This is a genomic window from Mycolicibacterium llatzerense (genome assembly GCF_025331195.1).
Lineage (GTDB): Bacteria > Actinomycetota > Actinomycetes > Mycobacteriales > Mycobacteriaceae > Mycobacterium > Mycobacterium llatzerense.
Genome location: NZ_LXOV01000001.1, coordinates 2747266 through 2760899, shown reverse-complemented (window position 1 = coordinate 2760899; position 13634 = coordinate 2747266). Strand labels below are relative to the sequence as shown.

Sequence of the window (13634 nt, the reverse complement as noted above, 5' to 3'; positions counted from 1 at the left end):
GGTGAGCGACCAGGTACACATGGTCACCGGCACCAACGTCAACTGGGCACTGGTCACCGACGGTGCTGCGGTGACGGTCATCGACAGCGGATACCCGAACGACGGTGCGCGGCTGCTCGCATCCATCGAGCACATCGGACATCGTGTCGAAGACGTCCAGGCGATCCTGCTCACCCACGCGCACCTCGACCACGTCGGCGGCATTCCCACTCTGCGCGCCCGCCACCAGGTGCCCGTGCTGACCGGAGGCGAGGAGGCCCGGCATGCACGACGCGAATACCTCGAGCAGATCACGCCACGTCAAATGCTGCAGCAGTGCAGCCATCGCGCAGGCCGCCGGTGGGTACGGCAGACCCTGTGCGCCGTGCTGCCGCACATGTCGATCGCCATCGCCGACGCCACGCCTGTACCCGCCGGCGTCCCACTCGACCTGCCCGGCGCCCTCGTGCCGGTCGCCACACCCGGCCACACCAGCGGGCACACGGCCTGGCTGATGCCCTCGGCAGGCGTGCTCTTCACCGGCGACGCTCTCGTCACCGCGCATCCACTGTCCAGGCTCGACTCAGGCCCGCAGCTGCTGCCCTCGGTCTTCAACGAGGACGAGCCGGCCATGCTGGCCGGGCTGCCCGGCATCGCCCAACTACCCGCCGACACAATCGTTCCCGGCCATGGACCGCACTGGCGCGGGCCATTGCACCAACTGATCGATCAGGCTATTGCCGCGAACGACTACTCATAGACCCCCTCCACGTACCAGTGCCGCTGCCGGTAGCACAGCAGCAGCGCACGGCTCTCCCCATCGCCCCCGAGCAGTACCTGAGCCCGAGCCGTGCGGCCTTTCCCCCGCTCCGGGTCCCACCAGCGCTCGTCGACGGGCCACGGCCCCGCCCACCAGCGCAACGCCCCGCGATAGCCCGAACCCGACAACCCCACGGGATCGGTGGAGAACATGCCCCGGTCCGTTACCCGAACCGAATTACCCTGTACATCAACAAGTTCCACCGGATCATCCAGTAGGACCACCGGAGCCGGCTCCGGTAGCCGTCCCGGCCAGGGGTGAGTTGGATCGCTGCGCGGCACCACCTCATCCCCCAGCGGGGTGAGCGTGATGCGTTCGGCCGGTCCCCGTCCACCGCTGAGCACCGGAACCTGCACCGCTTCCGGGCCCAGCAGACCCTGAACCCGCACCAGCGCCCGCCGGGCCCGCATCCGGTCGTCATCCCCGGAGGAGCCCCACAACGGCAACTGCAGCGCCGCGGCCGAGACGACCTCGACCGGATGCAACCGCAGCACCGTGATGGGCCCGGTGGGCCCAGCCCTACCCAATCCCCGCCTGGTCAACCAGCCGTCCAGCTGCCACCGCACCCGGTCCGCGGTGGCATCCTCGGTCAGTGGTTCAGCGCACCGCCAAACACGTTGCAATTCTTCACCATTGGCGGTCACCGCATCGATGGCCAGCCGGGTACACCCCACCCCGGCTGACTCCAGGCTGCGGTGCAGCCGGCCGGCCAGCGAGCGCCCGGCGAACGCCGCCGCATCCACTCGGTCGATCGGCGGGTCGCAGTCCATCACGGCATCAAGGTCCGCCGGCGTCTCCGGCCCCGATGGTCGCCGCGCCGGTTCACCCCGCGAAAACCGGTGCGCGACCACGGCATCCGCCCCGAACCGGGACGCCACGTCGGCCCGGGACAGCGCCGCGAACTGCCCGATGGTCCGAATACCCATGCGCCACAGCAAGTCCGACAGCTCTTCCCGCCCCTCGCCGGACAGACTCGGCTCGGTGGCCAGCTGCCGGATCGACAATTCGGCAAGAAACTGCGCATCCTCACCCGGCGCGAGGATCCGTCCAGCCCGGGCCGCGAACACCGCAGTGGGCAACTGATCGGCGATGCCCACCTGACATTCGACCCCGGCCGTCCCCACCGCGTCGACCAGTCGCTCGGCCGCGGCCTGTTCGGACCCGAAGTAGCGGCCCGCTCCACGGACCGGCAACACCAGCAGCCCCGGTCGCAGCACCTCCGCGCGCGGCACGACCTCGTCGACCGCAGCCGTCACTCCCTCGAAATGCCGGGCGTCCCGCGCCGGATCGGCTGTGGCGACATGTAATTGGGGACAGCGGGCCTGCGCCTCCCTGCGCCGCAGCCCCCGCCGCACCCCCAACGCCCGAGCCGATGCCGAACAGGCCGCCACCCGGTTCGCCAGAGTGACCGCGACCGGCTCGGTCACCGGCAGCCCGGCCGCCACCGCCGCGGCCACCGCCGGCCAGTCCATGCACCAGATGGCCAGTACCCGGTGTACAGGATCGAACATCTCACCCACCCACCGCTTGGAGCGGGCGCATCGAGCGGCCCCGAGCCCGCGTGTCCAGCCGTACCCGGCCGATCCGTCCGCACCCGGGGACCGGGTCCCCGGCCCCCGCGCCGACCACCTCATACCCGCGGACCCTGGCCTCCAACCGGGCCGTCGCCCCAGGCCAGTCGCCATCGGTGACCAGCAGGGTGCACTCGCGCTGCCGGGCCCGGGACGCGACCACCCGCGCCCGGCCGGCCGGCACCGACTTGCCGCCCAAGCCGAGCAGCACCAGATCGAGCCCGTCCATGAGCACCGCGGCCACCTCCACCGGGTCCGGTCCCGGGTCCGGGATGAGCGCGATGCGTTCCAGGTCGGCCCCCATCTCCACCGCCGCCAGCAGCCCAACCTTGGGCTGACCGACGATGGCCGCGTACCCACCGGACGCCGTCACCGCAGCCACCATCCGCAACGGCAGCGACCGGGCCCCCGAGAGCACCGCGACCGTGCCACGGGGCAACACGTCGGGCAGCAGCTCAGACCGGAAATCCGGCGGTTCCAGCAAACTTTCGACAACCTTCGGAGCCGGTTCCGACCGGCCCCGGTCCCGGCCACGCAGACCTGCCGGCCCGGACATCTCGGCGATCTTGCGCCGGAGCTGTTCCAGCTGGTCAGCACGGTCAATCCGGCTATCCGCCAGACTGGTCACAGCCGCCACAACAACACCTCCCACACCATCAGACACTGCCGTTATTCGAATATTTGTTCGATACGGTGAGTAAACACCCAGCCACCGACACGGTCAAGCCGCGGCCATCCCTGGACGGGCTCGCCCTTGCGATACTCGCATGGCGTCGATAGTCTCATTTGAGACTTTTCATTCAGCTTGAGTCTCATACCGGCCAATCGGCATCAAGACCAAACGGAAGCGAGCCACGAGATGACGCGATCCCTGCAACGAAACCCCAACCCCGGCAAGGGAACATCGCAGCGCGCGACCAAGCTGCCACCCGGGCCGCGCGGGATCCCCGGACTCGGGATCGCGCCGCAATTGGCTCGCGACATCTACGGCTATCTGCCATCGGTGGCACGCAAGTACGGTGACGTCGCACGACTACCGGTACCCGGCCAGGACCTCATCCTCGTCAGCCATCCCGATCACGTACATCACGTGATGACCCGCAACTCCAGCGGTTACGGCAAGGGCGCGATGAACATGGAGCTCATCGACGGCGAGGACCATGCCCCGCTACCGGTTGCCGACGGCGAGCAGTGGAAGCGCATGCGCAGGCTGCTGAGCCCGAAATTCACCGCGCAGAGCATGCAGGAACTCAGTGACAAGGTCGTCGACGACATCATCCGCCATCTCGATGGCACCTGGGATCCCGCAGCAGCATCCGGTAGCCCGGTAGACCTCGAAGACAACCTGGCCACGATGGCACTGTCCGTGCTGCTGCGTGGCGCCTGTTCCCAACAGGACCTCGACGACAACACCATCGCTCGACTGGCCGAGGAGATCCGCAGCTACGCGCTGTACGCCGGGTCGCGCATGGTCATGCACTCGATGCCCGCCGCGCTACCCAGACCATTTGCCAAGCGCGGCAAGGCCGCTCGCCACTACCTGGACGAATTCGCGGTGGCTGCCATCAACGACCGGATCACCAATCCCCGACCCGACACGGACATGATCTCGCTGATTCTGGAGGCCCGCTTCGAGGACGGGAGCCCCATGACCGTCACACAACTCAAATCAGAACTGGGCGGGCTGATCTTCGGCGGCTTCGAAACGACCTCGTCGGCCTTGGCCTGGACGTTCACCCTGCTGGCCCAACACCCCGATGTCGAAGCACGCGCCCGCGCCGAAGTCGACGCCCTCGGCCTCCTGGGCCGCAAACCCGGCTACGCCGATCTGGCCCAATTGCCTTTCATCCGAGCTTGTTTCGATGAATCGATGCGTATCCAGGGCGGTCCCATGTACCTGCGAGAAGCTCTCGCCGAGGATGAGATCGGCGGATACCGGATTCCCAAGGGCGCCACGGTGATCGTGTCGCCTACCGTGCTGCACAACGATCCGCGATTCTGGAATGCACCGCAGCGGTTCCATCCGGACCGTTTCCTCACCGACAAGATCGACAAGAACGCGTTCATCCCGTTCAACATCGGGCAACGCAAATGCCTCGGCTACCAGATGGCATACATGGAAGCGATATTCACCATTGCGCTGGTCCTGGGACGGTTCCGGCTGCAGCTGCCCGCCGGGTTCGAACTGCGCCCCGCGTTCCGCGTCTCGACCGGAATCAAAGGCGGCGTCGCCGCGAAAATCACTGACCGCTGACCACATTGGCGAAAGGACTTACCCGAGCATGTTCCAGCACCCCCGCGTTCCCACCGAGATGGTGGCCGATCAGACCGCATCGTTGATCTTCCTCGCGTTCACCGCGCTGTCCTTCTTGGGCGTACTGACCTGGGCCACAAGGCATTACCTGCGGACGCAGGACAAGCTTCCCCTCATCCTGATGGTTGGTGGCGCACTGTGCGGATTCCTGGAGCCATTCGGCGATCTACTCGGCGCGACCTTCTACCCGCTGAACACGCCGCTGCTGGTGTTCGAAGCATTCGGCCGCCAGGTTCCGCTCTACGTGTTCGTCGGGGAATCGATGTTCTTCGCCTCGGCGGTCTACATCGCCTATCGGTTCCTGCGCAGCGGCATGCCCACCCGCAAACTGCTGACCATCATCGTCGCCTTCAGCATGTTCGACGCCGCGATGGAGATGATGTGCATCCACTTCCACGTCATGACCTACTACGGCAACAACCCGCTACTGGTCCTGGGACTGCCGCTGTACGCCATCGTGCAGAACGGTGCGCTAGCGGTGGTCGGCGGCTGGACCATCCTGGTCCTCGAGCCGAAATTCCAAGGCCGCCGACGAGCCTGGTGGCTGGCCCCGGTGGTCCCTATCAGCTTCGGCCTGCAGGCGTTCGTCGCCACGTGGCCCATGTATCTCGGGTTGAACAGTGACTTCTCGCGGCCGACCATGCTTGCGCTCGGCTTGATCTCGACCGCATTGAACCTTGCGCTGCCGCTGCTGTGCATCTACTCGCCGCAAGCAGCAGCCGCACGCCGGTCCGCCCCGGCACAAGTCGACCTCGGCGAAAGGCTGCCGTACCTGCGCTGACCGCCGGTGAAGCACCTAGGGTGGTCAGATCATGACGACGTCGAAGCCGGGCACGACGGAGCTGGCCGCCCAAGGTCAGCTTTTCGTCGAGCTGATCGCCGCCGAAGACGACGCCGTCGACGCACGTGTCCTCGATGCCGCCGCCGAACTGATCGGCGAGTACGGCGAGCACGTCGTGACGATGACCGACATCGGCGAGCGCTCCGGCGTGGGGCGAGCCACCATTTTTCGCAGGTTCGGTTCGAAACAGACCGTCATCGACCGCATGTTGCAGCGTGAGCTCCGCAAGTTCGTCGTCGACTTGATCAACGCATCCGCAGAGTGTGAAACACGCTCCGATGTTCTCACCGAACTGCTCGTCCAGGCCGTGTCATTCGCCCGCACCAATCCGGTCGTCCGGCGCCTCGTCGCGAGTGAACCCGAACGGCTCGTGCAATTCGCCCGGTCGGAAGAGTCCGCGTCGATGCTGATCGCGCGCGCGCTGATCCTGGGCCTGGTCAAGCGCTTCGAAGCCGCGCCAAACGCTCCGCACGAGATGGAACACGTGGCCGACGTCGTCGCACACCTGGCGATCGGCTACGCCCTGGTACCGAACTCCAGCCTCGACCTGAGCGACGAAGACCACCTGCGCCGGACCATCGGCGCCATCCTCTCCGGGCTCTGATGCGCTGGACAGCGCCACTGAGCCGCTGAAGCGGTACGCTGGAATCTGGAACCGATCAGAAGTTCCGCCCCCAGCACTCATCACCGGGGTCTGGTGGACCATCGCGTCAGTTGAAGGGACATCGACATGCGCTCACACCGCCTGGTCCACCGCATCACAGTCGCCGCAGGCGGCACCGCGCTCATCGCGATGATCGGCCTCACCGCAGGCTGCGGCGAAGAGAAGAAAGCCCCCGAGACACCCTCGTCGACGACCACCACGACCACGACGACGACGTCGGCGGCGGTCACCCCGACCGAGAAGTCGCTCAGCCCGAACGGTGGCAACCTGTTCACTCCGTCGGTCACGGCCAACCCGGCGCCCACCGCCACACCGGGCACCCACCGCAACTGACAACTGACCCGGGTTGCCAACCGGCCCAGCAGAATCCGGGTTCGCGCTACCGTTGCTACATGTCACCGCAGCCTCGGACACCGTCCAAGCGATGGCTGTTGGCCCTGGCACTTGCCGCCACCTTGGTACTGGTTTTCAACCTGCCCATCCCGGGCCGGCCGACCGCGGCGCCTGACCAGCCGTCGGGCACCATCGACGGCCCCTTCGCGTCGCTGCTGGCGTCCTCCACCGATCTCGGACGCGCGCATGCGCAGCAGCGCGTCCAGCTCACCGCCACTCTCGACGACGGCTACCGGCCGGATGCCCTGATCAATTGGGCTGGTTTGCAACGGCTTTCGGTGCGCTGGCGGCCGGGCGACACCTGGGCCGTCGTCGAAGGCGACCCCGACCGCATGGGCACCGCCTTCGGCGTCCAGGTGCACGACTACCGCAGCCGGCGTGGGCAGGAGTTCTACGCCGCGCCGCAACAGCCCCAAGTCCCCACCGAATTGCACGGCACGGTCACCGAATTGGGCCGGATTCTCAGCTACACGCCGCATCACGAATCCACCCCACCACCCCGGCCACTCGGTGTGCCGGAACGCGGCCTGACCCCCAGCCACCTGCTCAGCGCCTATCACGCCGAGAAGCTGGCCGCCGCCGGCTACACCGGCAAGGGCACCACGGTGGTGGTCTTCGCTTTCAACGGCTACGACCAAGCCGACCTCGACCAGTTCGCCACCACCTTCGGCCTGCCCAAATTCACCCCGGTCCTCGTCGGCGGGAAACCCGGCGACGACCACGGCGAGACCACCATGGATCTCGAGGTGATCCACGCGATCGCGCCCGACGCCCGACTGGTCGTCGTCAACGCCCGTCCCACGGTCACCGGCGACGGCGCCTACCTGAAGATCGGCGAGATGTTCGAACAGGCCGACCGCGATTTCCCCGGCGCGGTCTGGAGCCTGTCGATCGGCTGGGGTTGCGACAAGCTGACCACCGCGGCCGACCTCGCGCCCGTCCGTTCCGCGTTGGCCACCGCGGCATCACACGGCACCACGGCCTTTGACGCCAGCGGTGACCTGGCCGGGCTGGAATGCAAGGGCGGCGACGACTGGGATTCCCCGCCCGGCCCGAACGACGTCGGTCTGGATTCGGTGGCGTCCCTGCCTGAGATGACCAACGTCGGCGGCAGCACCCTGTCCACCGACGCCGACGGCCAATGGCTGGACGAACAGGCCTGGTTCAACGTCCCGCTCTCCCAGGGCACCGGCGGCGGGGTTTCCGCGCTGTTCGACCGGCCACGCTGGCAGTCGAATGCGGCGGACCATATCGACCCGAAACGCGGTATGGGGAAGCGCATGACGCCGGACATCTCGGCCGTCGCCGATCCCTACACCGGCGTGAGAATCGTTGTGGACAAAGAGGTTGTCGTCGGCGGCGGCACCTCACAGGCGGCGCCGATCTGGGCCGGGCTGACCGCCGTCATGAACCAGCACCTCACCGCGAACGGCGGGCGATTGGTCGGCGCCCTCAACCCACAGCTATATCGCATCGCCACCGGCGCCCCGCACCCCGCGTTCCGCGATATCACCCTGGGCGGCAACGCCGTTGACACCGCGGGCCCCGGCTACGACCTCGTCAGTGGCCTCGGCACCCCGAATCTGGAGAACCTGGTGGCCGACCTGGCGCTGTTGCAGAAGGTGACGCAATGAGCACCCAGCTCGAAGACCGGCCGATGATGGAGTGCGGGGTCTGCCAGCTGGACGTTCCGGCCGGTGAGTACTGCGGGCTGTGCGGCGCACCGTTGAGCGAACACCGCCACGACGGACCGAACTGGTTGCGGGCACGGTCGTTCAGCGCCGCCCCCGGCCAGCATCTGCTTCGCCTGTCGATCACCAGCTCCCTGTTCCCGCACCTGTCCCCACGGTCGCGCACGTCGTTCATGCTCGGACTCATCGCCCTGGTGCTCGCCCTGGTGGCCACCGCGATGCTCCGCCTGCCCGGGGCACTGGTTGCGGTCGCCGTCCTCGGGCTGCCCGTGATCTTCGGAATCTACTTGCGGGAATCCGAATTCAATCGGGACGCACCCCGCGGCAACCTGTGGCTGGCCGCGGGCATGGCCATCACCCTGGGCGTCGGGTGGGCACTGCTCACCGGCGTTGTGGCCGCCCGGTCCTACGGCATCCCACTCGGTGCCGGTATCGCGGCGGCCCGCATGCTGCGAACCGGTGTCGGCGTCACGCTAGGTGGCCTGTTGCTCATGCAGGTACCGGCGCTGACCCTCCGCCTAGTCCGGCCGGGCCATCGAGAAGCCTTGCACGGCTATGCCATTGGCGCCCACTCCGCCATCTATTTCACCGCGGCGGCAACCCTGACCCGGCTGGCGCCGCAGTTCGGCACAGGCATGGTCAACCGCGACCGGCCGTTGCAAGGCTTGCTGGTCGAGGCCGGAATCCGTGGCCTGGCCACGCCGATCATCGCGGCCACCGTCGGCGGCCTGATCGGTGCCGCACTGTGGTTCACCCGGCCACCGAACAAGGCGAACCACCACCGCGGCTACGTCCGGCTGACACTGACCCTGATCGCGGTGATCGTCGGCGTGGTCTACGCACTGCTCGGCCTGATCGACATGGTCCAGCTGCCCCAGTTGGTACAGCTGGCCATGTATTTCGCACTCACCCTCATCGCGCTACTGGCGTTGCGGGTCGGATTGCACCTGGCACTGCTGCACGAGGCCCACGACGAATACAACATGGACGAGCCGCTGCTGTGCGCCCAGTGCGGCCACGTGGTGCCCGACGCCCCGTTCTGCGCGGCCTGCGGTGCTGCCACCCGGGCATCGTCACGGGCCGCACGTCACGGCCAGCGCACCGACCGCCCGGTACCGGGCGACAGCCTGACAGTGGGGCTCCTCCCCGGCTACTCGCTGCATGCCACGTCCTACTCGGCAACACCGACCCGGACGACGAAACGCGTTCAGGTAACGCTGATCTTCGCCCTCGCCGCGGTGGTCGTGGCCGCACTCCTCGTCGGGGTGTCCGGCCTGCTGGAGAAACCGGCGGTGCGGTACGTGTGTCCACCCGAATGCGGTCATCCGCCCATGGGCCAGCCCGTGACCGTCAACCCCCGGTTCACCGCGCCCGACGGCTCGTTCAGCGTCGCCTACCCGGCCGCCGGAGCGGCCTACGAGGTGACCAAGGACGACAACGGCGTCCTGGCGAAACTGCTGGCCGGCGACGGCGGGATGCTGCAGTTGTTCAGCCGGCCCGCGACCGGACGGCAGCCGAAAGACATTGCCGCCGAACTGATCACGTCGAGCTATCCGGACGCCAAGACCGCGTACGAAGTCCCCAACGCCATGGTCGGGTACCAAGCGGGCTACGGCCTGGTCGCCGACTGGTATCCGCAGGGCGCCAGCCGCAAATTCTCCCGCATGCGGCTGCTGGTGCTGGTCGCCGTCAAGAACGACCTGGCACTGATCGCCGCCGCGACAGGGCCGTACCACCCGTTCGGGCCAGACTTCGGGTCCGGAAAACCGTCCGCCGTCGGCCTGCAACTGGCCCTCGACATGGGCCAGTACGTCAACAGCTTCGCGTGGCGGGGCGACCCACCGCGCTGAGAATCAGCCGCGCGCCGAGGTGCAGAGGATGCCATGCGCCCGGCGCACCAGCGCAGCGGCGGGGCCGGGATCGGCACCGGTCTCACCGACGATCCCGTCGGTGGCACCCTGGGTGCCCGAGCCTGTCATCAGCAACTGGCACGCCCGGAGGCCGGCCTGAAGCACGGCATCGTCATCGCCGGGGAAGCCGGCTGCGCGGGCCTGATTGATGAAACGCTGCTGTTCCGGCGTTATCGGGATGGGCCACGCAGACGCCGTCCCGGCACTGATCCCGAATGCAGCCCCGGCCACGAGCACCGCGCTCGCTACCCGCACGACAAATCCACGTGATGACATGAGCTTCCCCCGCTCCCCCGCGGCGCGGGCGTCCCAGATCGAGACGCCTCGAACGGCCGACGGCACACAGCCTACGCCGGGCTAGCGCGAACTCACTCCCATTCGATGGTGCCCGGCGGCTTGCTGGTGATGTCCAGCACCACGCGGTTGACCTCAGGCACCTCGTTGGTGATCCGGGTCGAAATGCGTTCCAGCACTTCGTAAGGCACGCGGGTCCAGTCGGCGGTCATGGCGTCCTCGCTGGACACCGGACGCAGCACGATCGGATGCCCGTAGGTCCGTCCGTCGCCCTGCACGCCGACCGAACGCACATCGGCGAGCAGCACCACGGGGCACTGCCAGATGCTCTGGTCCTGGCCCGCCGCGGTGAGCTCCTCGCGGGCGATCGAGTCGGCCCGGCGCAGCGTGTCCAGCCGCGGACCTGTCACCTCGCCGACGATCCGGATACCCAGACCGGGGCCCGGGAACGGCTGGCGCCCAACGATTTCCTCGGGCAGGCCCAGCTCGCGGCCGACGGCCCGCACCTCGTCCTTGAACAGCAGCCGCAGCGGCTCGACGAGTTTGAACTTCAGATCCTCGGGCAGGCCGCCGACGTTGTGGTGGCTCTTGATGTTGGCGGTACCGGTACCACCGCCGGATTCGACGACGTCCGGGTACAGCGTGCCCTGGACGAGGTACTCGATCTCGGACTCGCTGCTGCCGAGGGTGCCACGCACCGCGCCCTCGAAAGCCCGGATGAACTCGCGGCCGATGATCTTGCGCTTGCCTTCAGGGTTGGTCACGCCGGAGAGGGCGTCGAGGAAGCGGTCGGCCTCGTCGACGGTGACGAGCTTGGCGCCGGTGGCGGCGACGAAGTCGCGTTCCACCTGCTCACGCTCGCCCGCCCGCAGCAGGCCGTGGTCGACGAACACACAGGTCAGTCGGTCACCGATGGCGCGTTGCACCAGCGCGGCAGCCACCGCCGAGTCGACGCCGCCGGACAGGCCGCAGATGGCCTGGCCGTCGCCGATCTGCTCGCGCACCTGCTCGACCAGCTGGTCGGCGATGTTTGCCGCGGTCCAGGTCGCGCCGATACCGGCGAAGTCGTGCAGGAAGCGGCTGAGCACCTGCTGGCCGTGCGGGGAGTGCATCACTTCGGGGTGGTACTGGACGCCGGCCAGCTTGCGGGCCCGGTCCTCGAACGCGGCAACCGGGGCGCCGGCGCTGCTGGCCACCACCTCGAACCCGGCGGGCGCCGCGGTGACCGCGTCGCCATGGCTCATCCACACCGGCTGCGAGTCCGGCAGCCCTGAATGCAGTTCTCCGCCAGCCACTTTCAGCTCGGTCCGGCCGTATTCACTGGTGCCGGTGTGCGCCACGGTGCCGCCGAGCGCCTGGGCCATGGCCTGGAACCCGTAGCAGATGCCGAACACCGGGACGCCGAGATCGAAGATCGCGGCGTCCAGTTGCGGAGCGCCCTCGTCGTAGACGCTGGACGGACCACCGGACAGCACGATGGCCTGCGGGTTCTTGGCCTTGATGTCCTCGACCGTCGCGGTATGCGGCAGGACCTCGGAGAAAACCCGCGCCTCGCGCACCCGGCGGGCGATCAGCTGCGCGTACTGCGCACCGAAGTCGATGACCAGAACGGGCTGTGAAGCTGGTGTTTGCACCCGCTCAGTCTAGTGGTGGGCAGCCGGAGGCACTGCCAGCCGCTCGACGGCCACGCCCACGGCAGTGCGGACCTCGCCGTCGGTCATCTCGCCCAGCCCCAGCGCCGATCGCAGGAACGGCCCGAGCAGCCGCCAACCCAGCTGCAGCGCAATGATGTTGGCCACCGCGAGCCGGGCCTGGTTCTCGTCGGCGTACCGGGGCGTGAATTCGTCGAGCAGCCGCGTCATGTTGGGAAATGTGGTCTGCAACTCCCCCACCGGATAGCCGTCGAGCGCGGCCCGGGCGATCACCCGGAGCTGCTGATCCACCGCCGCGTCGACCACGTCGGCGGGCACACCGGCCGCGATCAGCGCCTCGAGTCGCTGACCCAAATGGTCCAGCACCGCGCCGACCAGCTTCTCCTTTGAGCCGAGGTGCCGGAACACCAACCCGTGGTTGACGTTGGACTTGGCGGCGATATCCCGGATCGACGTGGCCGCGGGTCCGCGCGCGGCGAACAGCTCGGCTGCGGCTTCGAGGATGGCCGCGACGACCTCGTCCCGGCCCACTGGCACGCCTGTAGTCATGTGGCTACACTAGCGTCCATGCACTGTAGTCAACTGACTACAGTCGCTTCGGCCGAAAGGATTGCCATGTTCACTGCCACCAAACTGACCAGCAAGATCGGCGCCGTCATCGACGGTGTGCGCCTGGGCGGTGACCTGTCCCCCGAGACCGTCGCCGACATCCGCGGCGCGCTGCTGGAGCACAAGGTCATCTTCTTCCGTGGCCAGGACCACCTCGACGACGCGCAGCAGCAGGCTTTCGGGGAACTGATGGGCGACCTGGTCGGCCACCACGCGATGAAGCGCGCCGACGCACCGAAGATCACCCCGATCGACTCGGAGTACGGCAAGGCCAACCGCTGGCACACCGACGTCACGTTCATGCCCGACTACCCCTCGGCGTCGGTCCTGCGGGCGGTCACCCTGCCGACCTACGGCGGTTCCACCCTCTGGGCCTCCACCGCCGCGGCCTACGGCGCACTGCCGGCGCCGCTCAAGGCGCTGGTCGAGAACCTGCGGGCCGTGCACTCCAACCGGTTCGACTACCTCAAGGACGTCACCGTGGATACAACCCAGTTGTCCGACGAGCAAAAGGGCTACCAGGCCGAGTTCCAGAAACCCGACTTCCGCACCGAGCACCCGGTGGTGCGCGTGCACCCGGAGACCGGGGAACGCACCCTGGTGGCCGGCCAGTTCGTGCGCGGCTTCGTCGGCCTGGACAGCTACGAGTCAGCGGCCCTGCTGGAGCTGCTGCAGCGCCGGATCACCATGATGGAGAACACCGTTCGCTGGGATTGGCAGCCCGGCGACGTCGCGATGTGGGACAACCGGGCCACCCAGCACCGCGCCATCGACGACTACGACGGCCAGCACCGGCTGATGCACCGCGTCACGCTGACCGGCGATGTCCCGGTCGATGTCCACGGGACGCCGAGCCGGGTCATCAGCGCGGCGTAACCACGCGCGATTCGTGCACG

At 67.9% G+C, this 13634-nt stretch carries 13 protein-coding genes; 8 read left to right on the top strand and 5 right to left on the bottom strand.

From position 1 onward, the window contains the following. Position 1: 1 nt before the first annotated feature. Entirely contained in the window at positions 2-739 is a 738-nt protein-coding gene (locus A7G45_RS13585) for an MBL fold metallo-hydrolase (protein WP_260937677.1), read from the top strand. Here the strand turns inward: A7G45_RS13585 and A7G45_RS13580 are convergent. Both A7G45_RS13580 and A7G45_RS13575 read right to left on the bottom strand, forming a co-directional pair. Beyond that, positions 730-2310 carry a DNA polymerase Y family protein gene (locus A7G45_RS13580; RefSeq protein WP_260937676.1) on the bottom strand — a complete coding sequence of 527 codons (1581 nt, stop codon included), beginning with the start codon at positions 2308-2310 and terminating at the stop codon, positions 730-732. The two genes, A7G45_RS13585 and A7G45_RS13580, sit on opposite strands and share 10 nt — an antisense overlap. Before the next feature lies 1 nt (position 2311). After that, on the bottom strand, positions 2312-3007 hold the full coding sequence (locus A7G45_RS13575) for a DnaE2-dependent mutagenesis accessory factor ImuA' (RefSeq protein WP_260937675.1): 696 nt from the start codon (positions 3005-3007) through the stop codon (positions 2312-2314). Positions 3008-3229: 222 nt separating this feature from the next. On the opposite strand from A7G45_RS13575, the gene A7G45_RS13570 reads away from it, so the two are divergent. From A7G45_RS13570 to A7G45_RS13545, 6 genes are all read left to right on the top strand, one after another. After that, positions 3230-4624 (top strand): cytochrome P450, encoded by a 1395-nt coding sequence (locus A7G45_RS13570; protein ID WP_260937674.1) that lies wholly within the window; start codon positions 3230-3232, stop codon positions 4622-4624. 28 nt (positions 4625-4652) lie between these two features. Then, positions 4653-5465 (top strand): hypothetical protein, encoded by an 813-nt coding sequence (locus A7G45_RS13565; protein ID WP_260937673.1) that lies wholly within the window; start codon positions 4653-4655, stop codon positions 5463-5465. A 31-nt stretch (positions 5466-5496) separates the two neighbouring features. After that, the gene (locus tag A7G45_RS13560) at positions 5497-6129 is read left to right on the top strand and encodes a TetR/AcrR family transcriptional regulator (RefSeq protein WP_260937672.1); all 633 of its coding nucleotides are present in this window, start codon (positions 5497-5499) and stop codon (positions 6127-6129) included. Positions 6130-6255: 126 nt separating this feature from the next. Then, positions 6256-6522 carry a hypothetical protein gene (locus A7G45_RS13555; protein ID WP_260937671.1) on the top strand — a complete coding sequence of 89 codons (267 nt, stop codon included), beginning with the start codon at positions 6256-6258 and terminating at the stop codon, positions 6520-6522. 59 nt (positions 6523-6581) lie between these two features. Further along, the gene (locus A7G45_RS13550) at positions 6582-8216 is read left to right on the top strand and encodes a S53 family peptidase (protein WP_260937670.1); all 1635 of its coding nucleotides are present in this window, start codon (positions 6582-6584) and stop codon (positions 8214-8216) included. Next, on the top strand, positions 8213-10123 hold the full coding sequence (locus A7G45_RS13545; protein ID WP_260937669.1) for a zinc ribbon domain-containing protein: 1911 nt from the start codon (positions 8213-8215) through the stop codon (positions 10121-10123). Before A7G45_RS13550 ends, A7G45_RS13545 begins: the two co-directional genes overlap by 4 nt. A 3-nt stretch (positions 10124-10126) precedes the next feature. Here the strand turns inward: A7G45_RS13545 and A7G45_RS13540 are convergent, their stop codons facing one another. The 3 genes from A7G45_RS13540 to A7G45_RS13530 all read right to left on the bottom strand — a co-directional run bounded on the left by A7G45_RS13540 (position 10127) and on the right by A7G45_RS13530 (position 12678). Next, positions 10127-10438 carry a DUF732 domain-containing protein gene (locus A7G45_RS13540; protein ID WP_260937668.1) on the bottom strand — a complete coding sequence of 104 codons (312 nt, stop codon included), beginning with the start codon at positions 10436-10438 and terminating at the stop codon, positions 10127-10129. Between the two features lie 113 nt (positions 10439-10551). After that, positions 10552-12111: a glutamine-hydrolyzing GMP synthase gene (gene guaA, locus A7G45_RS13535; protein ID WP_043396820.1), complete on the bottom strand. Its 1560-nt coding sequence runs from the start codon at positions 12109-12111 to the stop codon at positions 10552-10554. Positions 12112-12120: 9 nt separating this feature from the next. Further along, positions 12121-12678: a TetR/AcrR family transcriptional regulator gene (locus A7G45_RS13530; protein ID WP_260937667.1), complete on the bottom strand. Its 558-nt coding sequence runs from the start codon at positions 12676-12678 to the stop codon at positions 12121-12123. 66 nt (positions 12679-12744) lie between these two features. On the opposite strand from A7G45_RS13530, the gene A7G45_RS13525 reads away from it, so the two are divergent. Beyond that, a complete protein-coding gene (locus tag A7G45_RS13525; RefSeq protein WP_260937666.1) occupies positions 12745-13614 on the top strand; it encodes a TauD/TfdA dioxygenase family protein in 870 nt (289 codons plus the stop codon). The last annotated feature ends 20 nt before the right edge of the window (positions 13615-13634 follow it).